The organism is Rivularia sp. PCC 7116, assembly GCF_000316665.1.
GTDB lineage: Bacteria > Cyanobacteriota > Cyanobacteriia > Cyanobacteriales > Nostocaceae > Rivularia.
In genome coordinates, this window is the sequence record NC_019678.1 from 829,966 (window position 1) to 854,217 (window position 24,252).

A 24,252-nucleotide genomic window follows, 5' to 3' on the forward strand; every position below is an offset into this window, starting at 1 on the left:
AATTAATCTTAAGCATGAAGCTTTAGATAATGGCTGACCAATTAAAGATTATACAATACTTCTAAGCTGGTTGCACCATCGAAGTGGATTTTTGATAAAGAATTTCTTCAGATTTAATAGTAAAGTCGTTACCAATCCATACGAGCGAAGCTTTTGTAACTTTTCCGTCTTCAAGTTCGACTATTGAAAAATTACGCAGCTTGTCTTGAGGTTTTTCGATAATTCGCGGTACGCTGGCTGCATTTAAATAAATAATTCCTTCTGGACTCCTAAAAATACGCTTTCGCAATACTTTTGTATGTCGCAAGCTATGGTGCATATGACCAAATGTGACCAAAGGAATATTTTTATTAGTGGTAATAGCTTGAGAAATCGCTTCCGCAAAGTCTGGATCGCCGTAATCTCCGCCGATGGGATGCCAATCTTTCCCACAGGGGTCTTCAGGTTTGTCTCCTAATCCGGAAGGACCATTGTGACCGAGAAAAATAATCGTTTCATGAGCAGCGCTGTTTACTGCTTCCATAATTCTGGTAGTCGATTCTTCAAGAGTTGTAACGCCAAATCTTTCTTTACATAAATCGGCAAATTTCCATTTCGGGCCACCCCAGGTAAAAGGACGACTTCCCACCACGGTTAAGTTTAAATCGGGAAAATCTAACTTACCAAAACCAACATGGGTATCGCCCAGAAAATCGAGTTGTTGCTGCACCCAATCTTCCTTAGTGCGGTCGTAAGGACACTTTTTACGTCCCCATTCGGTGGCTGTGTACCATGCATCGTGATTACCCATTACCACCGCTTTGGGGATATCGAGAGAAGCTATTTTTCTCACCACTTCTACCGATTCATTTCCAAAATCTCCAACGAACAAAACTAGATCGACACCCAGATGCTTAAGCGCGATACCGTCTTCCTTTTCCCACTGGTCGTGAACGTCTCCTACTACAGCGATTTTTACGATTTTCGAGTTTGTTATCTGACTGCTTGTCATGCCACTTTCCTTTCCATATGTTTCCAGGATAGGAAACTCAAACCGATTTTGGCACAATTTTGTTGAAGTCGTATTATCCCCCTAGTAATTTTGGTAAAAAGTACTATAATTATTTCAAGGTTAAGAATTGTATCTTGCATATACGTATTATTTGCTTGCCAGACCCTTTAAAGGATTTTGGATTATTTGGATATAAGCAAGTCTATACTTTTGAAACTTAGGGATAGTTTAAAATCAACAGTCTCTTGTTTTAAAAAGAGGGCAAGGTAAGCTTTTGTGCGGCAATGCAAGATTTTGAATTAAAAAAAAGAACATTAAACTAGATCCTACTGTGTTTACTACCGCACTGCGAAGACCTGAAACAACCCAACTGGGTGCATTACCGCTAGATTTGTTTGCAGCGATTGAGAATTTAAAAAAAGAACTCAATGCTGTTGTTTTGGCGCATTACTACCAAGAACCGGATATTCAAGATATTGCAGACTTTATCGGTGATTCGCTGCAACTTTCCAGAGCTGCAGCAGATACAAATGCAGATGTTATTGTCTTTGCTGGAGTTCACTTTATGGCAGAAACGGCAAAGATTCTTAATCCAGATAAGTTAGTATTATTGCCAGATTTAGACGCTGGTTGTTCTTTAGCAGATAGTTGTCCACCGAAGGAATTTGCAGCATTCAAAGCCGCTCATCCAGACCATTTGGTGATTTCTTACATCAATTGCACTGCGGAAATTAAAGCAATGAGCGATATTATCTGCACCAGTTCAAATGCAGTTAAAATTGTCCAGCAAATACCGAAAGAACAGCCGATTATCTTCGCTCCAGATCGGAATTTAGGGCGGTACGTGATGGAGCAAACTGGACGAGATTTATTGTTGTGGCAAGGTAGCTGTATCGTTCATGAAACTTTTTCTGAGAAGAAGATTGTACAGTTGAAAATTGCACATCCAGAGGCTGAGGTAATTGCTCATCCCGAGTGCGAGACAACTGTATTACAACACGCTGATTTTATTGGTTCTACAGCAGCTTTATTAAAATATTGTCAGCAGAATGGAAGTGATGAATTTATCGTCGCTACCGAACCCGGAATTATTCATCAAATGCAAAAGCAAGCACCTAATAAAAAGTTTATTCCCGCACCACCGACGAATAACTGTAATTGTAATGAATGTCCGTTTATGCGGTTGAATACCTTAGAAAAGCTTTATTTCGCAATGAAAAATCGGACTCCGGAAATTACTATGAGTGAGGAGACGAGGGTTAAAGCTTTGCGTCCGATGCAGCGGATGTTGGAGATGAGTGTTTAGGTAGAGATTGGTAGAGACGTGGTGATGAAACTGCGTCTCTATATGTTTTGGTGAAGTGCGATACGCGAAGCGTCAGCCTGCGGCTTATCGCCAAGTAGAAAATAATATACGAATAAGATAACAAAAATTACTCAAGCTCAAGTTGAGAATCAATTACATTCTTTAAACTATTGATATATCTTTCGTTGGTTCCAAGATCGTTAAGAGAATTAAGTTTTTCCCTAAAAGATAACCAATAAGGTTTTACAGAAACATCAAGCTCTATAGATTTCTTAAATAAAGATTCAAAAGCGCTAGTACAACCATGTGAGCAATATATCTCATTACTTTCAAAGAATGCTTTTAGAATTTCTTTCCATTGTGGAAGACTAATAAAATCTGCTGCTTCATTCAACAAATTCGCATTTGAGGCTGCATTGGGATAAGAAGAAGACAATTTAAAACGATGTATTATCTTTGGAATATTGTCTTTCAAGAACGACTTAAATAACTCTTCAAAGAGCTTATCATTGTAATACTTAGCAATAATTTCGATTAAATCATCAACTTTTGCTTGTTCAAATAATTTAGTAACTGGGGTCTCTAGTATATCAGTTAATATTTTCAGCTTTTTCTTAGATGAGAAACGTTTATAATATTGACAAGTGTCAAGTAGTTCTTCTAAAGATAATCCTTTGATTTTATCAATTAAGTAAGGCTGAATTTTCTCATTTAATGAACAACTACTCTCTGTCATCATTGAAATTAACTCATCGAAATTAGCTTGTGGAATAGCTTTTTCTAATAGAGGTTTTATTTGTTCATTTATTAAGTGATATTGTGGTTTGTCTTGACAATAGGGTTTAATTATAATTAGTTCCTTTAAAGGAAGTTGAAGCTTAGTTTTTACAGCATCTTTTAAGAAGAATATACGATTAGCAATTAATAATATTTCTAAATTCTCACGAGATGCTGATTCAGCATACCATTTTCGTTTAACGAGTTTCAGTTTTTCAATAAAAGCGACTCCTTTTATTTGACATGGTTCGGTAAGATAGTCCCAAATATTAATTTTTCCAAGATAAATAATTACTTTATCCCAATTTTCATCATTAACTTTATTGAGAATAATATCAGATAATTTATCATTTAATATTTCTCTTATTTTCTCGGGATACATACTTGATATTGCATCAATTGCAGAGAATTGACGCGCTCTTTCATCATCAGGAAGATTTTCAGTCAATAAACTGACTGTTAATCCAAGAACAATATCTTTAATTAAAGTTAAGCGAGCGCGAGCTAACGGACTTTTTTGAAAATATGTTATCGCTAGTTGTGAATCTGTTGGAAAATATTCAGATTTAATATCTTTGAAAATTCTTTCACGAGCAGCACGACCTTGAACTGGTGGTCTTTCTAAAAGATGAGTAACAGCACTTCTTAAGTGATATCGTGCTAATTCTGCTGTAGCTTCAAATGGTTCTTCTAAAGATGTCATTGAAGGATGAGCGCATCGGCTTCTATCTTCAAATAATCTTTCAATATCTGACATCTCAACATTTGAAATTAATTCAAATGGCTTGAGTGCTGTTTTTGGTATATCTGACTCAAACTGCCAAAGCTCTTTTACTTTTTTTTCTGAACTCAGCTTCTCAAATTTTTCTAATAGTTGTGAAGCTTCTTTATCTCCTAAAAGCTGTAATTCCCTTAGTTTATGGAGAAAATCGAATACAACCGCATTCCAAGTTGCGACAATACAAGAACGATATGCTCCAGCTTTATAACAAGCAACTGCTTCTTTAATAAATTGTTTAGCTTGCTTATCTCTACAACGTACTACTAATTCGTCTAAATCAATAAAAGCTTCATACATAACAAGTCGTCTAATATACAAAATTTTATGTATATTAGCGTAAACAACAAGCCAATACAGTGGAAGATTGTCACAATATTACAAAATAAGAGCTTTACAATATATAAATTATTTTGAATTCGTACTTTTGTTGTTCCAGTGTTATGGTGCGTTAGATGATGTATTAAAGCTTTTAGTCTTAACAGATAGCTTCTAGTGCATCTAACACACCCTACAAAACTGCATCTTTAAATGTTTTATTGATTTGTTTTTGATGTACCATTTTCACCAAGATATCAATAATGAAACTTCGTAGATTTCACGATGCAAATCTGTTTTATCGGAAAGTTAAGGATTATTTCTTAAAAGAAGAAGTATTGCACAACCTGCAACTAGGAATTTGCAATAATTTGATAAGTAATCCAAAAATATCTAAAATCAAACCTTATTTATCAGTAGTAGAGGAAGATGGGAATATTATTGCGGTGGCAATGATGATAATTCCTTATAATTTACTGCTGTCACGCATTAAAAATTTTGCAGCAATAGATATTATCGCTCTCGACTTACAACGGCAATATAAATCGTTAACCAATATAAATGCACCTATTCTCGAATCACAAGCATTTGCAGACAAATGGTGTTTGTTAACAAATTCATCTTACAATTTAAAGTTACCGCTGCGTATTTTCAAGCTAGAAACAGTAGAGTTATTTTTGCAAGCAAAAGGTAATTTCAGAATAGCCACGCAAAACGATAAAGAACTTCTTAAATCATGGCATGACGCTTTTAATTTTGAAGCATTAGGAAAGAAAGGTATTGAATCAGATAGCGAAAGCTGGGTTGAAACAGCATTGCAAAAAGGCAAGGCTTATTTATGGCAAGATGAAATACCAGTTTCCATTGCTTGTAGTACTCGCTCAACTCCTAATGGTATTGGAATAAGTATGGTTTACACTCCACCGGAATATCGCAAACGAGGTTATGCAGGTGCTTGTGTTGCTGCTTTAAGCCAAACTTTACTGAATACAGAATACAAATTCTGTTTTTTATTTACTGATTTATCTAATCCCACTTCTAACAAAATATATCAACAAATTGGTTATAAACCTGTGGCTGACTGGAGTAATTACGCCTTCTATTAAATCTTAAGTAAATAGATAAGAGTTAGATAACTTACTGTGGTTCTTGAGGAATATTTAAACGTCTTCCAAATCTGTCATAAACCAAAACATCCCACTGCCCGTTCAAAGTATACTCAAAGGCAATCCTGTTACCGTCGGCACTAATTGTCGGATTTCGGACTTCTGCTTGAAGATTACCAGTTAAATTACGTGACTGACGAGTTTCCTTATCGTACAGAAAAATATTGCTTCTTCCCTCCCGAGATGCAGCAAACACAATGTATCTAGCGTCTTGAGAAACTGATGGATGACTGGCGATCGCATCAAATGAATTTAGCCCAGGTAAGTTAATTAAATTACGAGTTACCCGATCAAACATATAAACATCTTGACTGCCACGACGGTCGCTCGTGTAAACAATATATCTATTAGAAATATGTGGATTTAATTCTGAGGCACCAGAATTAAGACCCCTACCACTATTATCAAATGGGTAGCTCAATATACGCGAAGAACTGCAAGCACCCAGTAAACCGAAACTAGCAAATAAACAAATTGAAATTAACTTTTTGGGAATCGGGAATTGGGAATTGGGCATTGGGCATTGGTAATATTTAGAAAATTATAATATTCAATTTTCTTCCCCCTCTTCCCCCTCTACCCTACTGCGGGGGCGCACTCAGTGGGGCACCATTAGGAATATCTAATTCTACATTCGCTCCGCGATCGAGGACTTCAATATCCCATTGACCGCGAATCGTTGTTTCAAATACAACATATCTGCCGTCTGGGCTGACGCTGGGATTTCTTACCCAGCCGTTATAGTTTTGGGTCAGAACTTGGGATTGTCCTACGGCACGGTCATAAAGTGCTATTACTGGTCTACCACGGTCTGTAGTACTGTAGACTATATAACGTCCGGTGTAGCTGAGGCTGGGACTTTCTGCGATGGCATTACGTCGATTCAAACGCGGTGTAGGAATCAGCTTTTGCTGCTCTAAATCGTACAATAATAATTGCTGAGTACTGCTACGATTCGATACAAATGCTAAAAAGCGACCGTTTCCACTTAAAGTTGGCTGTTCTTCGGTGTTGCGAGTATTTAGGGAATTAGAACCAATGGGAAGTTCGTTGTAACTACAAGATACTAGTAAACTAATCAAACTAAGACAAAGACTCCAACGAAATTGTAATTGGAGCCAGAATCCAGGGATAATTTTTTTCACCTTAATAAGTTTTCTCTGCTTTTAGCGCCAATCTCCTAATTATTCGTCGTCCAATTTTACTTCCGGTGGTTCGTCTTTCTCATCTTCTAAACGAACAATTGGGTTGTAATCTTCATAATCAGTGGGTATGACCTCATCCATTCCACCTCTTTCTCTTCTGGGGTCTGAATCTCTCCTAGGACGACGCTTTCTTGAAGTTCTAGGTTGAATAATATCTTCTTCACTTCTTGGGCGAGTTGGTCTTTCATTACTCCGACGAGGTGCTCTTCTTTCTTCGGTAGGAGAATTATCCCAACTATCTATTGGTGGAGAAGATGAATCCCAATCACTTTTTTCCAGCCTTGATGTACTACGGCTGTTAGTACGCTTGGAACTCGAAATACGGCGACGAGGTGGTCTATCGTCTTCAATTCTCTCTATATCATTACGACGTTCCGGACGACGGGGGGCTGGATCGTCATAGTATTCACTACGAGATGCACGACTATCTCTACTTCCGCGAATTTGAGGACGTGGCGGACGTTCTTCTTCATAATACGGGTCATAAGGTAAGGGATCTCGGTCGTAATCTTCGACCTCAGCACCGTATCTACCCCGATCATCATAATCGTAACGGTCGCTGACATCCCGCTCGCGGTCAACAATTGGAGTGCTACGTTTGGCTTGCTGAGTTGCAATACCGCGTAGACGAATGCTTTCATAAGCAAAATATACAGTTGTTCCAACTAGAAGCAGTTGACCAAATTGCAAAATTGGGTCTAATCGCCAACCTTGAAAAATAAAAATAAAACCGCACAATAAACCGACAGCAGCAAAAAATATATCTTGGTCGCGTGAAAGTTCTGGACGTACAGTACGCAGAAAATATAGTCCGGCTCCAGCAACAGCTAGAAAAATTCCTAAAATACTTGCTGGGTTAGTTCCTATATTTACCTGAGCCAGAACGCTGGCTGAGTTCAGCCCATAAGTTAGCATTGTTCTTTTCCCGATATCAAATCTATGTTAGCGACTCACAATTAAAATCGTTTAGCAGCAAGCACATATAAATGTACAGTAAAGGCGCGAATTGTCTGACTCCTAAACGGAGTTATTCAATACCGCGCCTTGACTAGCGCCATTAAAAGTTTTTTCAGAAGGATAAAACTTTTAAGGGAACCTTTGACGTTGTTAATTAAAGTTAACAAGACTAGGCTGGTCAATTAAGTATAGCTCGTACTCTGTATGAGGAATATTTAAAACCTAGTCTGGCTAACAATTAGCTAAGGAATTTATTTTATCTTTAAGAAACGCAGTCCTCTACGTTTCTCTAGAAATTCTAGAAACGTTGGATTTTATCTCTTTGGCTAATGAAAATTAGTGCCACTGTTGCGGGGATAACAACAATTGCACCACCCCAGGCTAAGCTCCAAAGGAAATTTGCTAAAGACGGAGTCATAGTTACAACCTTTTTTACATAATTCTTTCTAATATTTTAATACCACGAAACGAATCGCAATAAGTCTTAATTGTAAATAGGGCACTCATCAATCAACAATATGCCAGTAAAACTGATTGAGAAGGAAAAATCGGTACGAATGCGCGCTACAGTCGCAAAGCGGGTTTCTTAGTGAATATTGAACCAGATCGATCTAAGAAAATTATCGGAACCTGCTTGATTTGATTCAATCTCGGGCACAGCATCAGAACTCAGCTTCCGATAAAATAATATAAAGATTTCACAAATCTTCAAATATCGCTTTAACTAAGTTATTTTTTCTTCAGATTAACCATTAATTCAAGCCATGAGTACCCTTGACGTAAGCAATTTGATTCTCAGTCTCGTATTAGGACTAATGACGTTTTTATTTATTTTCCGAATTATTTTAACTTGGTATCCCCAAGCCGAACTGAATCGTTTTCCTTTTAATGTGATTGCAAAACCTACCGAGCCATTTTTAATCGTACTGCGTAAAATAGTACCACCTATAGGTGGTGTCGATATTACACCGATTATTTGGGTCGGAATCTTCAGTTTGGCACGGGAAATCCTTTTAGGTCAGCAAGGACTGCTGACCATGCTAGCTCGCACTAGCTAAAGTGAATTGTTTATTTCTTGAATAAAATTGGTGTAGACATTGCCTTCCAAAAACTGGGGAATATCCATAACTTTCTGATGAAAGCCAACTGTTGTGGTCAGTCCAGTAATGGCACATTCTCTTAGAGCGCGTTTCATCCGATTGATGGCGGTGGCACGATCTGGAGCCCAGACAATTAACTTTGCTATTAACGAGTCATAGTAAGGAGGAATTTGGTAGTCGGTGTAAATATGGGAATCAATACGAACACCAGGACCTCCAGGGGGAAGATAGCCGCTGATTTTTCCGGGGCAGGGACGAAAATCGAGATCGGGGTCTTCAGCATTGATCCGACATTCAATTGCATGACCTCGCAAAACAACTTGTTCTTGAGTGACGCTAAGTTTTTCCCCCATAGCAACGCGGATTTGTTCGGCTACTAAATCAATACCGGTAATCATTTCCGTTACAGGATGTTCAACCTGAATCCTGGTATTCATTTCCATAAAGTAGAAATCACCAGATTTGTCAAGCAAAAATTCCACCGTACCCGCACCGGTGTAATTAATATATTTGGCAGCTTTTACCGCAGCGTCCCCCATTCTCTGCCGTAATTCTTCATCGAGCGCCGGACTCGGAGCTTCTTCAAGAAGTTTTTGATTGCGCCGTTGAATCGAACAATCACGCTCGCCTAAATGAATTACATTGCCGTGATTGTCCGCTAAAATTTGAAACTCTATATGACGAGGACGTTCGATAAATTTTTCTAGATAAACCCCTCCATTTCCGAATGCAGCTTCAGCTTCTCCTTGTGCTGCTCGAAAAGACTTAGTAAATTCCTCTTGCGATCGCACTAAGCGCATACCTCTGCCACCACCACCCGCAGTGGCTTTAATCATCACCGGATAACCAATTTCTGCTGCTGTTTTCAAACCTTCTTCTTCAGAAGACAGCAGACCATTGCTACCCGGAACCGTCGGAACGCCTGCTTTTTGCATGGTGTCCTTAGCTGTAGATTTATCCCCCATCCTGCGAATCGCTTCTGGTGAGGCACCGATAAAAGCGATATGATGGTCGGCGCAAATTTCCGCAAAACGAGCATTTTCGGCTAGGAATCCATAACCAGGATGAATCGCGCTAGCATTACGCGTTAGTGCAGCAGCAATAATATTGGGGATGTTTAAATAACTTTTGCTGCTTGCAGCATCACCGATGCAAACTGCCTCATCAGCAAGCTGGACGTGAAGAGCATTACGGTCAATATTTGAATGTACTGCAACAGTCGCAATTCCCATTTCCTCACAAGCACGAAGAACGCGAAGTGCTATTTCCCCTCGATTAGCAATTAATATTTTGTCAAAATTCATGTTTGTAATTTCTATATCTTTCCTATAGATTGATAATTTTTGATGCCAAACCTCGAACTAAGAATCAACTTTATTTCAAAATTTGACAATAAATTTGCGTGCTTTGTTAATAGAACCCTCAGCTATAACGAACTACCCATAAGGCATTTTAAATAGATTGTTTGACTAAGTTAACGCAAGCAGTATTAAGAAATAACTCAGAAAGTTAATCATTATACGCATCAATCGATAATTTGAGACATCTAATGACCATAAACACGAAGATAGCTTCTACGCTTATTTAAGAGCGCCGTTCTTAATATGACCTGAGTTATATTTAATTTCTGTGAGCCAGTTATCCCAATTTGCCTTTGCTAAGCAGCAACGCCAGATAATCATCTTTTTTCTCAATACAACAATTTCTGACTCACAGGTTTAGCCACTTACTATATTTTTTTTGTTGTGCTATACTTCATTCCTAGATAAAAGATAAATAAAAATCTATCATGCGGATGTGGCGGAATTGGTATACGCGCACGCTTGAGGGGCGTGTGGCCTTGGCCTTGCGAGTTCGAGTCTCGCCATCCGCATTTTTTTCTTGGATATTTATAATAAGCCATTAGGGATTGACAACCTGGAGGAATTAATGATGAGTAAGAAGCAGATCCCCGCTCTGCAACCGCTACTCCCTACTCCCTAATTTGTATTTGCTACTCATTACCCATGACCTGGCATTTTGTGCTTTGATAGAATGGCGGTAAAGTATTGTTAAGAGCAAAGCATTGACTGCAACTTTTTCACAGCAAAATGATTTAGCTTTACCTTGCTCGTGGCATAGATTAAATTCTATTTGGCAAGGTGGAGAAGAGGTAGTTCAACAAGGTTTGCCTCACAATCGGCTAGCACCAGCTTGGCAGCTATTGCTGTTGGGTGATGGTTCTCCAACGCGACATTTGAAATTGCTGACGGGTGAAGCCACAGAAGTAGATGTTATTGATATGTCATTAATTGGCATGGATTCGGATAATGCTCCCGATTTGATGCAGGTAGTGCCTGGTCCTAGGTTGCGAAGACAAGTTTGGTTGCGTACTGCTAGCGGTCAAATTTTGGCATATGCAACTTCATGGTGGGAAGCATCTCATGTCGATGAATATTTGCAAAATCGTTCGTTAACGATTTGGGCAAGTTTAGCTCGTCTTCGTACTGAATTGTATCGAGATATTCAAGGAATTTACTACGGCGATTCGACCGAATTAGAACTAGGATTTAATCAAAAAGGTCCTTTTTGGGGAAGGCACTATTTATTTTGGCATCACGGACAGCCTTTAACGTTGATTTATGAGGTTTTTTCGCCTTATTTGACTAAATATTTGGGAAATACCAAACTCTAGCTGTACTATTCTTTGCTTGAACTTGTTTTCTCTTTTTTTAGTCATAGAGAACAATATTCCACGAAGCCAATTAATTCGTGGAAATAAGCATTACAACAATATTAAAAATTTGATCTCAATACAAAAGTTCATTATTATCAGCTTTTGTAGTGATGATTTTTAAGGTTAGAGATTTGTAGCGCTGAGTAAAGGGTAAGACCCCTTGTTTAGTGATTATAAATCAGCAATCAAAATATAATATCCAATGCCAATCTGTATAGAATTTTGTCGAGCTAATTTATAATTTGCACGCATCTCCACTAACTGAAACGTTTGTTTTGTAAATCAAATATTCCATATGTTCAAACTCTCGGCTACTCTTATTTTGAGATTGAAGCTTTCGCCAGTTGGTTCTCAAGTAAATAGATGGCGAACTTAAATAACTTGCAAAATTTCAAGCAGTATCCGGACTTGAGTATTCTATAGAAACGCAGCAGGGATATCTTCATACATCTACATAGAAGAATAGCCATAAGCACTTTTTTCGATTACTTTGATAAGTTTGAGAATACAAAATTTCCATTTTTGTCAAAACGGTGAAAACACTATTTTGCAGTGATTTCACACTATAGACTAGTCTCAAAACAAAGAAGTAAAGAATATATAGGCATGTCTTTTTAGGTAATTTTCTTAGACATATTTTAGATTGGGGTAGTGTTTGGTTGTAATAGTAGTGTTAAACTTGCTGCGGAGGTGGATATAAAAGCCCGAAAGATTGTAGTGAAAAGAAGCAATATAATGTTTGGTACTTTAAACTACGTTATCCGGAGTTGAATAATATAGAAAGTCTGTAAGATGCCAATGGTGATTTGATTGTAAAAGTACTATCATCTTATGAGATTTATTTTCTGAGTGTAATCAGCAACCCTAGATATAAAAAGTAATTTTTGGTTAGCTGTACCAATAAAGCAATTGAAAAGTTCGGTTTTATGAGGTATTGGTTTCAATGACACTGCCTGTCGTGTCTATTTCTGGTAAGAAAAAAAAGAAACCGTCTTTAGTTTTGACGCTTTCTGGAGCGGGTTTATTAATTGGTGGTGGAATAGCTGCTTACTGGCTTTTTACTCAGGGAAAACCTTTGTCTAGAGATTTGCCTGTAGGTGCGAATATTATTCCCCAAGATGCCCTATTTACGGTTTCTTTGAGTACGGATTCAAGTCAGTGGGAAAAACTGCGCTCTTTTGGGACTAAAGAAAGTCAAGCCGCACTGGATCAAAATTTGATTCAGTGGCGCGATCGCTTTCTGGCAAAAGAAGGTTTTGATTTCAAAAAAGATGTAAGTCCTTGGGTTGGGGATCAAGTAACTATTGCTATTTTAGCTCCCAAAGCCCCAGTAACTGCATCTAAACCAGTAGCTAGCGATGGGAAATTAGCCACCGTAGAACAGTCGCTGGTAATGGTTTTACCAATCAAAGACCAAAACAAAATTCAAACAGCCTTGGCGCAACCAAAAGCCCTGAAAGGAAAATGGGTTGACCGAGAATATGAAGGTATTACGATTAAAGAAGCACAAACAAATTCGGGAGAAAAGTTATCTACAGCAGTAATTGAAGAACGTTTCCTGGTTATTGCAGATAATCCCAAAGCTACTGAAAGAACGATTAAAGCTTATAAAGGCAAAGCTACCCTAGCAGCAAGTAAGGGTTTTGCCAAACATTTACCTAAAATAGCAACTTATCAGCCCCTGGCTCAATTTTACGTTAATGTTCCATCAGCGGCTCAAATTGCCAGTACAACTTCTGCTAAACGTCGTTTACCAGCGCAAGTTTTAGCACAGTTAAAAAATAATAAAGGCTTAGCCGGAACTGTTAGTTTAGAACCTCAAGGATTGCGTATCAAAGGAGTCTCTTGGTTGAAGCCGAGCAGCCGAAGAGTGTTGGCAGTAGAAAATAAAGCTAATACTATGACTACTCGGTTACCAGAATCTACTCTAATGATGTTTTCTGGTGGCAACCTGCGTAGGTTATGGGCTGATTACGTTTTGACTTCACAGAAAAATCCTCTTTCACCAGTGAAGCCAGAAAAATTAAGAAAAGGATTTAAAAACCTTAGCGGTTTAGATTTAGATCGAGATTTACTTAGCTGGATGGGAGGCGAATTTGCTGTATCTGTTGTTCCCCAAACTCCAAATACAGAATTTCCCCAAGATGTCCGCGCTGCTTTAGTGTTTATGGTACAAGCTAGCGATAGGCGCAAAGCGGAAGCATCAATGAAGCAGTTAGATGATGCGATGAGAAATCAGTACCAATTTAAAATTAAAGAAGATAAAGTTGGTCAAGTGCCAGTTACTAGGTGGATTGGACCTTCGGGAACTTTAACTGCTACCCACGGTTGGTTAGAAGAAGATATTGCTTTTTTAACCTTGGGGACTCCGATTAGCGATAAAATTATTCCCAAACCAAAAAATATATTAGCTAAGGCTGGTTTATTCCAGAAAGCAGTGCCATCAGAACTTAATCCTATAAGTACTCAATTTTTCTTGGATATGGAAGGTGCGGCAAAAAACTTTTCTTTACCGGCTTTATTTCCGAATCAACAGAGTTTTCTTAATGCGATCAATTCGGTAGGTGTAACAAGCGCGGTAAGCGATAGTCGGACTACTCGCTATGATATCTTGCTCAAGTTAAAGGAAGGCGATCGACCAGTTGAGCTTCCCAATGCCGAAGAGAAGAGCGAGTAGAAAAATAGACGACAAATAAAGATAAGCTAGAAGAGGTTAGAAGAGGTAGAAATCTTAAGGGATTGCTGCCTCTTCTCAATCAAACTGGGAAAGAAAGTAAGATAAAAAATTATAGTAATTTTAATGGGGAGAACACTTTTATGGATTTAGTTGTACTCCAGAATTGGCTTGATAATGCTTCCTTCCTCGTCCTATTTCTGACGATGCTGATTTATTGGGTGGGAGCAGCTTTCCCCAATATACCAACATTGGCAGGTTTGGGAACTGCGGGAATGGCGATCGCCAATTTATGTATGGCAACTTTACTTGGTGCAAGGTGGTTGGAAGGTGGGTATTTCCCTCTCAGCAATTTATATGAATCATTGTTTTTCTTAGCTTGGGGAATCACCACGGTTCATTTAATTGCTGAATACAGCAGTCGCAGCCGTTTGGTAGGAGTTGCCACTGCTCCAGTAGCAATGGGAATTACAGCTTTTGCAGCTTTGACACTTCCTTCAGAAATGCAGGTTTCCGAACCATTAGTACCGGCACTCAAATCAAACTGGTTGATGATGCATGTCAGCGTGATGATGTTGAGTTATTCAGCTTTGATGGTAGGTTCTTTAGTAGCTGTAGCATTTCTGATAGTTACAAAAGGTCAACAAGTGCAGCTACAAGGTAGTTCGGTTGGTAACGGTGGCTATCGTAGCAACGGTTATCGTTTACATAAGGCTGGTGAATTAGTTACCGAACCCAATGCATTTGCTTTTGAAAACAACGGTTTTTCTCCCGTTCAAAGCAACAGTAACGGTAAAAGTGCCACAGCAGTTGCAAGGCGGATAGAAACTTCTCAAAACGTAGAAAATTCAGGAGAACCCCTTTCCCCACAACGGTTGAGTCTTGCTGAAACCTTAGATAATATCAGTTACCGCATTATTGGATTGGGTTTTCCCCTCTTGACAATTGGTATTATTGCTGGGGCAGTTTGGGCGAATGAAGCATGGGGTTCTTACTGGAGTTGGGACCCCAAAGAAACCTGGGCTTTGATTTGCTGGTTGGTATTTGCAGCTTATCTACACGCTCGGATTACTCGCGGTTGGCAAGGTCGTCGTCCGGCAATTTTAGCGGCTACCGGCTTTGTTGCGGTTTGGGTTTGTTATTTAGGTGTGAATCTGTTGGGTAAGGGTTTGCACTCTTATGGGTGGTTTTTCTAGATTAATTTTTCATAGTTCCCTCAGACTGTAAGTCTGGGGCTACATTTACGAAGCCCGACGACCTGGGCTTTAAAAAACTCTTTTCCACTGGTTGGGAAGGAGTTTTTTTAATAGAAGTTAAAGAAGAACATTGTAGGTTGTGTTGAAGGTCGTGTAAGCGGAGCTTTCTCGTAGAGTAACCCAACATTATGAAGACTGAAGATTGCTAAAAGAAATATCCCCCAGGAACTTCTGAAGGGACATGATAATAAAGATAAAAATAAATAGTATTGTTATCCTTTATTTTTAATAATCATTGCATCAATTATCATTTTGGCTTTCTGTTCTGGAATATCTAAGTAAGAGTAGAGATACTGTAAAAGGTCTTCTTCTTCTTCAGTTACTTCACCATCCGCTAAAACTAAATCGGTTGCTACAGCAAAAGCTGTATCGTGTAAATGATGAGGCAATGAAGCAATCGCGTTTTTTAATAAAGTATCACTTCCATGACGCTTGGTAATTCCGCACAATTTATCAAACAATCTTCCCATAACATCACCCGAATAGCTTCGGAACAATTCCATCCGATTCAAGGAAGCTATCATTACCTCAGTCTCGTCATCTGATAAATAACCATCAGCTGCTACTGTAGCTAGGGCAATGGCTGCAAATGCTTCTGCGGGACTAAAAGAAACACCTTTCTGTTGAGTACGAGTAGTAGATAAACCGCTAAATAAACCCATATCAAATATTTTTTAATTCTTACATATACAAGTTGACATATTTTTTATACATTGAGATCAGTTTTATTACCTTGAATTAAAGTATTTTTTTTACTACTGGATAAAACCTTTTCATAAGTAGCATCAGTACCGATAATTAGATAATTTTAAACAGTAACAGGAATTATCTAATGACCGAATTAACACTTACCAACTTCAAAATTGCCTCAGCGCTATTTATTAGACAAATCAGCGGGACACCAATTCCAGATTTATTTGGCTCTACCGATGGTAAAGCTGTTGGTACTTATGTTGAGCAAGCATTTAACCATTATCTAAGAGCTACCTATGACTATATTCCGGGCAATGCTGCGAGCGGTATTGATTTTCCTGACTTAAATGTAGATTTAAAAGTAACTTCAATTCGTCAACCCCAATCATCTTCTCCTTTTCGAGATGCGAGTCAAAAAGTGTATGGTTTGGGTTATCATCTGCTGGTGTTTACCTACGAAAAATCTGACGACAGCACAACACAAACAGCGCGTTTAAATTTTCGAGATGCAATTTTTGTAGCGCGGGAAAAGACAGGAGATTATCAAACAACTTACGGTTTAATCGGAATTTTAAATCGTAACGGCAATAAAGATGATATTGTTGCTTATCTAGAGGAGCGAAATTTACCTTTAGACGAAATTGGACGCGATTTACTTGCGGATAGAATCTTGCAAAATCCTCCTCAACTTGGATATCTTACAATATCAAATGCATTGCAATGGCGGCTTCAATATCGTCGAATTATTGATATAGCTAATTCAAAAACAGATATAGGAGTAGAAAACCTGCTTGAAAGCTGAACTTGGTGATTTTCAAACCCCTCCTGCATTAGTAGCAGAAATATTAAACTGTCTAAGTAAAAGTAATAAGTATTGGGAAAGAGTTTTAGAACCAACTTGTGGAGAAGGAAATTTTATTTCTGGTTTATTAGCACTTGATAAACCTCCGAAAGAAATTCAAGGGATTGAATTGGAGAAAGAACATTTTCAAGCTACAAAAAGCATTTATCAAAATGCTGATTCAACTCGTGTTGTGATTCAGCAAGCAAAAATATTTGATTTAGATTTCCGTCAAAGTTTGAAATGGAGTACAGAAGGTAATTTACTGGTTATAGGTAATCCTCCTTGGGTAACAAATTCTCAACTTGGAAGCTTGGGAAGTAGTAATCTGCCAATTAAAACAAATTTTAAAGGCTTAAAAGGAATTGAAGCTTTAACTGGAAGTTCCAACTTTGATATTACAGAATACATTTGGATAAAGCTGATTAAAGAACTTGTTTTTGAAAAACCAACTATTGCATTACTTTGTAAAACTTCTGTAGCGCGTAAGGTTTTGCAATTCGCTTTTGATACTCAATTAAAAATTAGCAATGCTTCCATTAGATTGATTGATGCTAAAAAATGGTTTAAAGCTTCTGTAAGTGCTTGTTTATTTTGTTTAGATGTTGGTGCGGATGAACCGAATTATCAAGTTAATGTTTATTCTAATTTATCAGCAAGCGAACCAGAATCAACTATTGGAATTATTGATAATAAATTAGTTGCAGATGTTAAAGCTTATCGAAAATCAGCTTTTCTGAATGGAAAAAGTTCTTTAACCTGGCGACAAGGCTTAAAACACGATGCAGCATCTGTAATGGAACTTACCTGTATTTCAGAAGGAGTTTTTCAAAATAAATTTAAGGAAATAGTTAATATTGAATCGGATTATATTTACCCTTTACTAAAATCTACCGATTTATTTCACGGAAAAATAGAACCAAAGCGAGGTGTGATAGTCACTCAAAAGAAGATTGGTGAAGATACATATATTTTGCAGCAATCAGCGCCACGACTTTGGCAATACCTTAAAAGTCATTCTGAAAAATTTAATCAAAGAAAATCGTCTATTTACAAAAATAAACCGCCGTTTTCTATATTTGGAATTGGTGATTACTCTTTTTCTCTTTATAAAGTCGCTATTTCTGGTTTACACAAGCAACCAAGATTTAGAATTGTTCATCCAATAAATAATCGTCCGGTAATGCTTGATGATACTTGTTATTTTATTTCGTGTGACTCTATTGAAGAAGCAATTCTTTTAGGTTGCTTATTTAATAGTGAAGTATGTTTAGATTTTATAAAATCAATAACTTTTTTAGATGCAAAAAGACCAATTACAAAAAAATTGCTTCAATCTATAAATTTGGATGCTTTACTAAATAGTATTCCGCAAAAACAATTAATAAAACAAGCAACTTCGGAATATCAACGCTTTAAAGCATATTCAGATAAAAAAATAGGATGGTTATCAACTTTAAAATTGCTATCCAAAAATATTTCTACAGCGAGTGAGTCAGTAAGATGCTCATCTCAAAGCAATAACAGACAACTCACCTTGAACCTATAACCTATAACCTTTAACCTCTAACCTCACAAAACCATCTCCTTCACCATTTCAGCAGTTGCAGGAGCTAACAAAACCCCATTTCGATAATGAGCGCTAGCCAAAATTACGTTGTCATATCCCGGTAGTTTCTCAATCACTGGAGCGGGACGACCTTCAGGACGAGGACGTAAACCACTCCAGGTGCGGATTACATCAGCTTTCGCTAACTCCGGACAAGTTGCGATCGCGCCTTTCAAGCTATTATCTAAAAGTTCTTTGTCGGCTGATAATTCACCATCATCTTGGGAAAATTCTACCGTGGCACCTACCCAATAATCTGTGGTTGGATAAACACCCGCACCACAAGGAACTATATATGTATCGTTACAGGTAATTGCTGGTTGAAATTCGGATTTTGCTAAAGGATGCCCCAAACGTAAATGAATTGCTTGTCCCAATACCGGACGAATATCAACTTTTTGATTTAATTGTTCGGTTAAAAGTGATGAACCCAATCCCGCAGAAATGATAAATGTATCTGCTGCAATTACACCTTCTGTTGTTTCTAATTCTCTAGTACTAGAGTTTTCACGATCGGATGATGACTTCATTCCCAATACATTTACACCAAATCTGAAATTCACACCATTTTGTTGTGCTGCTTCTACCAAAGCTAATGTAAATGCTGTTGGATCTAATTGCCTATCTTGCGGAGAATGAATTGCTCCTATATATTCACGTGAACTTACATCTACCTGGGGACAGATTTTACTAAGTTGAGCCTTATCTAAAATTTCTAATTGCCAACCTTGATTTTGACGAGTTTGTTTGAGTTTTTCCCAGAACGGTAAATCATCTGCTGTTACTTGAGGAGATGGTAGCAACATTAAAATTCCTTGACGATTGAAGGGAATTTTTTTATTTGTTATCGCTTCTAATTCTGGAATTAAAGTTCCATAACGTTGGACACTTGTTTGTCGCATCCGCCAAGCTTTGCCCTTTACCTTGTGGCTGATAATGCCCATCAAAACACCCAAAGCTGCACCTGTAGCAGCTTGTGCCGGGGGTTGTTTGTCAACAACTGTAATTTTTAACCCTTCAATTAAACTTAGTTCGTAAGCTAAAGTTGCTCCAATAATACCGCAACCGACAATAACTATATGATTCATAAATTAATGTAGAGACGCTGCCATGCAACGTCTCTAAAAATACAACGTTAGATTTTAAGCGTTAAATCTCAACTAAATTGTTCGTCGGTGACAAAAGTCTTTAAGCTTCATCAGATACAGACTTCGCAGGGATTAAATCCAAAAATTGGTTAATATCAGCAAAAGCCGCATCATAAGCAGACAAAGCTTGGCTGGAATTACGTTCATCAGCAGCTTGGTCAATTTTGACGAGATTGTTGAACATGTCTCGTACAATTTTACGCGCTTGCTTTTGTTGTTCTGGCACAAGGTTAGAAACAATAAAGTTCATATTTAACCTTGCTTCTGCCATAGGACCATGTATAAAAGTTCCTACATCTATCCAATCTCTGTTTTGAATAAGTTTTTGCAACTCAGAACCGCGCTCTTGTACTGCAACTATTTCTGGTACGTATTCCTGGATTTTCTCTATTTGTGATGGAGTATAGCTTGGAGGTGCTACAGCGACATTAGGGCCACCGCAACTGAAAAGTAATGTAGCTAAAGATATTAGTATTAACGAAAAAAGGGGGCGTAGACGCGACATAAATCGAACTTATTTATCTGGCAATTGACACAGTAATTTTAGCTTGTAGTGGTCGTTTTTAATTACTCATGACCGATTTATTTTGGCAAATCTTCCCACAGTAAATGATTTTTGAAGCAGAATAAATATTATATTTGCTGATTTTTTTTAAGTAATTATACTTAAGTAATTATTTCATTTAGTTGCTCAAGTACTTTCTAATCTGAAACTTTTGTGGAGCAATCCTCCTTTGATGCTGATTTTTTTAGTAAAATATTATATTTTATATAGTTTTATTTACAAATTACACAAAATAAAATTATTAATCTATGAGCAAAAATAGAGACAAACGTGCAGCAACTGCCAAGGAAACTATTGATATTTTGGAAAGAGGATTTTATCAAAATCAGCAAGAAGAAACTATTGATATTCAAGAAAATTTACAAGCTGCAATAAAAAATTCAATTCATTATTCTGAAGAAGATTTTTCATCAGTCTTTTTTAAATTAAGTAACAAACAAATTAAAGAAAACCAAAATTTAGCTCAATTTGAGATAAACAATGGAACTACTTTGAATGCTGCCAGCAGGTTAGTGAATGAAGAAGGTTTTGCGAAAGTACTATGTTTGAACTTTGCTTCTGCAAAAAATCCTGGTGGTGGATTTCTTAATGGTAGTCAAGCACAAGAAGAAAGTTTAGCTAGAGCAACCGGGCTTTATCCTTGTATTTCTCAAATGACGGAAATGTACGAGAAAAATAGGTATAGCGGCTCATGTCTTTATCTAGATGATATGATTTATTCGCCAGAGGTGCCCGTAATTAGAGGTGATAATGACGAATTACTAGATAAACCATTTTTAATTTCGATTTTAACGGTACCCGGTGTTAACGCTGGTGCTGTAAGAAAAAACGGTAAAAAGCAAGAAATTAACAAAATTGAAAGTACTATGTTGCAGCGTACAGAAAAACTATTATCAGTTGCAGCAGTAAATGATTACAAAGTATTGGTTTTAGGTGCTTGGGGATGTGGTGTATTTAAAAATAATCCTCATGATGTCGCAGGATATTTTCACCATCATCTAGTAGAGAATACAAAATTTAGCGGTTTATTTGAAAAGGTTGTATTTGCTGTTTTGGATAATACTAAGGAAGAAAGTATTGTTGATGCTTTTAGAGAAAGGTTTAATCGATAGCAATACCCTAGAAGGGTATCGCTAAATTGACAAAGCCTACCTGCGTAGGCTTGAAGATTCCCAGTCTGCGGAGGCAGGCTTCGTTTCTATAGCCCCAGGCTTCAAGCCTGCGGGCGGTTTCAATGCCCAATTACCAATGCCCAATTACCAATGCCCAATGCCCAATTCCCAATTCCCTCATTCCAATTTAATCAACTGATATTTTTGCACTTCACCGATAACGCGGTAAGGTTGCGAGATTTGAGCGGCTTGTTTTTCGCGTATCCAAGCATAGCTCGGAGAAGTAATTTGGGAAATTTCCTTCACTCGTTTGCCGTGTTTCGGGGTATAGAAATTTATCAAAACCCCAGTTTTTCCACCAACATTAACGAAATTTATGGGATTATTTTGCAGCGTTTGACTAATTTCAGGTTTTTGTAAAAATGCTTGAAAATCAGGATTATAGTTGCTTAGCAAACCCAGACTACCAGTTACTGCTAAGCTCAACCAGCTAGAAATCAACCAAACCCCTATCCAATAACGTGCAGTAATTAAATTTTTACCTAAACGACAGCGAGCAATCCAAACTAAAGGTAAAGTTAGCCAACATAAGCCCAATACTAAACCAACAATTGCGTAATTACGGATTTCTCCATCACTGTCGCTGATAAAGAAAACAACCGTACCCGCTAACAACAGTAGAATTCCTAAAGTACCAAAGACATAGTTTAAAGTTTGCAGAATCAGATTTGACGATAAATATAAAGGCGAAAAATCAACTTTAGAAAATAAAGCTGTATTTTGTATCTTGAATTGCTTTGTTGGTTTATCCCAAATCTTTCCCAACCAATTCAACCCAATCGCAGCCAGAAAAGCAATAAAAGGATATAAACACAGACTGTAGTGAGACAAGCGAGTTGAAAAAGTAGTGAGTTCAATCAATAAAATCAGCGGAAAAAATATTAATATTGAAAAATCTCTCGAATATTTAAATTGACTTGCATATTGCACTTTTATTAAAAATTGCAGACTCTGCTTCCAAATTCTATTTTTCAAGCTCAATCGGGAAGGCAGATTCTTTTTTTTATAATCTTCTTGATTTTTATAGTTGAATTTAACTAAAAATTTATGAATTAATAAACCCGCACCTAAAAAGCTAAACAACGACCAAGGAAAAGCTAAAATAAATACATTCCAAAAATAATAAGCCCAATTATTATTGCGACGTTCGCTTGAACTCAGTTTAGTCACAAAATTTATGAGTTCTGCGAAGCTATCACCACCAAACCGTAAAGAACTTAGTCTTAGCCAGAATACAGTAGGTGCCAAACCCAAAATAAATCCTAGATACAACATTGGATTTGCTAAATGTCTGTGGCGGCGATGCTGCAATATTAAATAAGGCGATAAAGCCACTATCGGCAAAAAAATCATAAAGCTTCTAAATAAGAAGCCCAGAGAAAAACTTAATCCAGTAATTAAACCCCATATATAACGATATTTGGAATTTAATTCCGATTTTAATAAAGACCAAATTCCTAACAACACCAGAAAAACCATCGCTACATCTGGAGTTCCCAAACGAGAATATTGTAGCCATAAAAACTCTACGCTCAGGATAGCGCTAGCAAGCCAAGCAACCTTTTTATTTAATAATATTGTGCCAATTTCATATACTAAAAATATACTTAAAATACTACCAATTAGATTTGGTAAACGAACGCTAATTTCACTAATCCCAAATAAACTGTAAAAGATAGCAATCAACCAATAAAAACCTGGTGTTTTGTGATGAGGAGTTTCCCAGGGATTTATCCAGTCTCCTGAATCGAACATTAGACGCGATCGCCAAGCGTAAAGCCCTTCATCATGAGCCATTAGGCTGTTATTACTTATACCTAATAACAATAACGGCAGCATCCAAACTAATAAACTTAAATAAGAAAAACCTTTTGAGGTTCTAAACTTTTGTTTAATGATAGAAAACTTTAGTTCGGACAGCATTTGAGTAATAAAAATTGCAAATGACAGACTTAACTAATTAATTGTTAAATCTGGTTTGAAAAATCGTAAATTAGTATACAAAATGTAGCATATTTAGACAGTCACCAGTTACCAGTTACCAGCCAGCTATAGCCATTCAAAAGGTAAGAGAAGTCTTGGGAGTGCCTTACTCCTTGGTGAAAACAAACGGGTATAAATATCCTCACTGACTGACAACTGATAACTGATAACTGGTCACTGTTAACTTATTTAAGGGGAGATTCTATCATGCTGGGGCCAAATCAACGGATGAAATTAGACGATACGGATGATAAGTTATTTTACGGACTTCCCCGTTTTGTGACTCATGTAGATGATGGGTTTATTCAACAGCTTACAGACTTATATCGCCAACGTTTGCTGCCAGATACACGCATTTTTGACATGATGAGTAGCTGGGTTTCTCATTTACCAAAAGAAATGCAGTTTAGCCATGTTGAAGGGCACGGACTAAATCAAGAAGAATTGGCACGTAATTCCAGATTTAACCATTATTTTGTCCAAAACCTCAACGAAAATCCTAAATTACCGCTAAAAGACCAAGAATTTGATGCCGTTCTTAATTGCGTATCCGTACAGTATTTACAGTATCCAGAAGCAATATTTACGGAAATTCATCGCATACTCAAACCTGGTGGTATGGCAATCTTCAGCTTTTCCAACAGAATGTTTTATCAAAAAGCAATTCAAGCATGGCGCGATAGTAGCGAAGCCGGTAGAGTGCAATTAGTTAAAAGCTATTTTCAATCTGTTCAAGGATTTACTCCTCCAGAAGTAATCAAAAATCAATCAACAGCACCAAATTTCCTCCAGTGGTTAGGTGCGGGAGGTGGTGACCCATTTTATGCTGTTATAGCTCATCGAAATTAACAGTTAAAAAGGTTAAAGGTTAAAGGTCAAAGGTTAAAGATGATAAGAAATCTTTAAATATTGACTAATTTATCCTCAATGTTAAGAAGTTTAACTGTTGGTAAACATACTCACTAGTTATCAAAGAAAAATTTTTGTTGATTGACAG

General features: G+C 37.4%; 21 protein-coding genes and 1 tRNA gene. 11 read left to right on the plus strand and 11 right to left on the minus strand.

The genetic code is table 11. The features are described from left to right. Window positions 1-61: 61 nt before the first annotated feature. Complete coding sequence (locus RIV7116_RS03160; protein WP_015116821.1) at window positions 62-991, minus strand: TIGR04168 family protein; 930 nt, start codon at window positions 989-991, stop codon at window positions 62-64. 331 nt (window positions 992-1,322) lie between these two features. On the opposite strand from RIV7116_RS03160, the gene nadA reads away from it, so the two are divergent. Next, a complete protein-coding gene (gene nadA / locus RIV7116_RS03165) occupies window positions 1,323-2,297 on the plus strand; it encodes a quinolinate synthase NadA (RefSeq protein ID WP_015116822.1) in 975 nt (324 codons plus the stop codon). A 127-nt stretch (window positions 2,298-2,424) separates the two neighbouring features. Here nadA and RIV7116_RS03170 read toward each other — a convergent pair whose 3' ends face one another. Further along, window positions 2,425-4,152, minus strand: coding sequence for a hypothetical protein (locus RIV7116_RS03170; protein ID WP_015116823.1), 1,728 nt, complete (start codon window positions 4,150-4,152; stop codon window positions 2,425-2,427). Between the two features lie 281 nt (window positions 4,153-4,433). Between RIV7116_RS03170 and RIV7116_RS03175 the strand changes: the two genes are divergently transcribed. After that, window positions 4,434-5,276: a GNAT family N-acetyltransferase gene (locus RIV7116_RS03175; RefSeq protein ID WP_015116824.1), complete on the plus strand. Its 843-nt coding sequence runs from the start codon at window positions 4,434-4,436 to the stop codon at window positions 5,274-5,276. 31 nt (window positions 5,277-5,307) lie between these two features. Here RIV7116_RS03175 and RIV7116_RS03180 read toward each other — a convergent pair whose 3' ends face one another. From RIV7116_RS03180 to psbX, 4 genes are all read right to left on the minus strand, one after another. Then, on the minus strand, window positions 5,308-5,853 hold the full coding sequence (locus RIV7116_RS03180; RefSeq protein ID WP_015116825.1) for a TolB family protein: 546 nt from the start codon (window positions 5,851-5,853) through the stop codon (window positions 5,308-5,310). A gap of 64 nt (window positions 5,854-5,917) precedes the next feature. Then, window positions 5,918-6,481, minus strand: a complete 564-nt coding sequence (locus RIV7116_RS03185; protein ID WP_015116826.1) for a TolB family protein — start codon at window positions 6,479-6,481, stop codon at window positions 5,918-5,920. Window positions 6,482-6,520: 39 nt separating this feature from the next. Next, complete coding sequence (locus RIV7116_RS03190; protein ID WP_015116827.1) at window positions 6,521-7,456, minus strand: Ycf66 family protein; 936 nt, start codon at window positions 7,454-7,456, stop codon at window positions 6,521-6,523. 340 nt (window positions 7,457-7,796) lie between these two features. Beyond that, the gene (psbX, locus tag RIV7116_RS34685) at window positions 7,797-7,916 is read right to left on the minus strand and encodes a photosystem II reaction center X protein (RefSeq protein WP_015116828.1); all 120 of its coding nucleotides are present in this window, start codon (window positions 7,914-7,916) and stop codon (window positions 7,797-7,799) included. Between the two features lie 346 nt (window positions 7,917-8,262). Here psbX and RIV7116_RS03195 point away from each other — a divergent pair, with 346 nt between their 5' ends. Next, window positions 8,263-8,556 carry a YggT family protein gene (locus RIV7116_RS03195; protein ID WP_015116829.1) on the plus strand — a complete coding sequence of 98 codons (294 nt, stop codon included), beginning with the start codon at window positions 8,263-8,265 and terminating at the stop codon, window positions 8,554-8,556. Here the strand turns inward: RIV7116_RS03195 and accC are convergent. Beyond that, on the minus strand, window positions 8,553-9,902 hold the full coding sequence (gene accC / locus RIV7116_RS03200) for an acetyl-CoA carboxylase biotin carboxylase subunit (protein WP_015116830.1): 1,350 nt from the start codon (window positions 9,900-9,902) through the stop codon (window positions 8,553-8,555). The two genes, RIV7116_RS03195 and accC, sit on opposite strands and share 4 nt — an antisense overlap. A gap of 487 nt (window positions 9,903-10,389) precedes the next feature. On the opposite strand from accC, the gene RIV7116_RS03205 reads away from it, so the two are divergent. The 4 genes from RIV7116_RS03205 to ccsB all read left to right on the plus strand — a co-directional run bounded on the left by RIV7116_RS03205 (window position 10,390) and on the right by ccsB (window position 15,184). Further along, a tRNA-Leu gene (locus RIV7116_RS03205) sits at window positions 10,390-10,471 on the plus strand. Between the two features lie 192 nt (window positions 10,472-10,663). Further along, window positions 10,664-11,272: a chorismate lyase gene (locus RIV7116_RS03210; RefSeq protein ID WP_015116831.1), complete on the plus strand. Its 609-nt coding sequence runs from the start codon at window positions 10,664-10,666 to the stop codon at window positions 11,270-11,272. A 985-nt stretch (window positions 11,273-12,257) separates the two neighbouring features. After that, window positions 12,258-13,991, plus strand: coding sequence for a DUF3352 domain-containing protein (locus RIV7116_RS03215; protein ID WP_015116832.1), 1,734 nt, complete (start codon window positions 12,258-12,260; stop codon window positions 13,989-13,991). 140 nt (window positions 13,992-14,131) lie between these two features. Next, window positions 14,132-15,184 (plus strand): c-type cytochrome biogenesis protein CcsB, encoded by a 1,053-nt coding sequence (gene ccsB / locus RIV7116_RS03220; protein WP_015116833.1) that lies wholly within the window; start codon window positions 14,132-14,134, stop codon window positions 15,182-15,184. Between the two features lie 272 nt (window positions 15,185-15,456). Here the strand turns inward: ccsB and RIV7116_RS03225 are convergent, their stop codons facing one another. Then, on the minus strand, window positions 15,457-15,906 hold the full coding sequence (locus RIV7116_RS03225) for a tellurite resistance TerB family protein (protein WP_015116834.1): 450 nt from the start codon (window positions 15,904-15,906) through the stop codon (window positions 15,457-15,459). A 170-nt stretch (window positions 15,907-16,076) separates the two neighbouring features. Here RIV7116_RS03225 and RIV7116_RS03230 point away from each other — a divergent pair, with 170 nt between their 5' ends. Together RIV7116_RS03230 and RIV7116_RS03235 are read left to right on the plus strand one after the other, a co-directional pair. Next, window positions 16,077-16,739 (plus strand): hypothetical protein, encoded by a 663-nt coding sequence (locus RIV7116_RS03230; protein WP_015116835.1) that lies wholly within the window; start codon window positions 16,077-16,079, stop codon window positions 16,737-16,739. Next, window positions 16,729-18,327 (plus strand): SAM-dependent methyltransferase, encoded by a 1,599-nt coding sequence (locus RIV7116_RS03235; RefSeq protein ID WP_015116836.1) that lies wholly within the window; start codon window positions 16,729-16,731, stop codon window positions 18,325-18,327. Before RIV7116_RS03230 ends, RIV7116_RS03235 begins: the two co-directional genes overlap by 11 nt. Window positions 18,328-18,350: 23 nt before the next feature. Here the strand turns inward: RIV7116_RS03235 and RIV7116_RS03240 are convergent, their stop codons facing one another. Both RIV7116_RS03240 and psbQ read right to left on the minus strand, forming a co-directional pair. Then, a complete protein-coding gene (locus RIV7116_RS03240) occupies window positions 18,351-19,475 on the minus strand; it encodes an FAD-binding oxidoreductase (RefSeq protein ID WP_015116837.1) in 1,125 nt (374 codons plus the stop codon). Window positions 19,476-19,575: 100 nt separating this feature from the next. Beyond that, entirely contained in the window at window positions 19,576-20,040 is a 465-nt protein-coding gene (gene psbQ / locus RIV7116_RS03245) for a photosystem II protein PsbQ (RefSeq protein WP_015116838.1), read from the minus strand. Window positions 20,041-20,348: 308 nt separating this feature from the next. On the opposite strand from psbQ, the gene RIV7116_RS03250 reads away from it, so the two are divergent. Next, window positions 20,349-21,212 (plus strand): TIGR02452 family protein, encoded by an 864-nt coding sequence (locus RIV7116_RS03250; protein WP_015116839.1) that lies wholly within the window; start codon window positions 20,349-20,351, stop codon window positions 21,210-21,212. A 177-nt stretch (window positions 21,213-21,389) separates the two neighbouring features. On the opposite strand, the gene RIV7116_RS03255 is transcribed toward RIV7116_RS03250, so the two are convergent. Then, window positions 21,390-23,195, minus strand: a complete 1,806-nt coding sequence (locus RIV7116_RS03255; RefSeq protein ID WP_015116840.1) for a glycosyltransferase family 39 protein — start codon at window positions 23,193-23,195, stop codon at window positions 21,390-21,392. A gap of 264 nt (window positions 23,196-23,459) precedes the next feature. Here RIV7116_RS03255 and RIV7116_RS03260 point away from each other — a divergent pair, with 264 nt between their 5' ends. Beyond that, the gene (locus RIV7116_RS03260) at window positions 23,460-24,104 is read left to right on the plus strand and encodes a class I SAM-dependent methyltransferase (protein ID WP_044290734.1); all 645 of its coding nucleotides are present in this window, start codon (window positions 23,460-23,462) and stop codon (window positions 24,102-24,104) included. The last annotated feature ends 148 nt before the right edge of the window (window positions 24,105-24,252 follow it).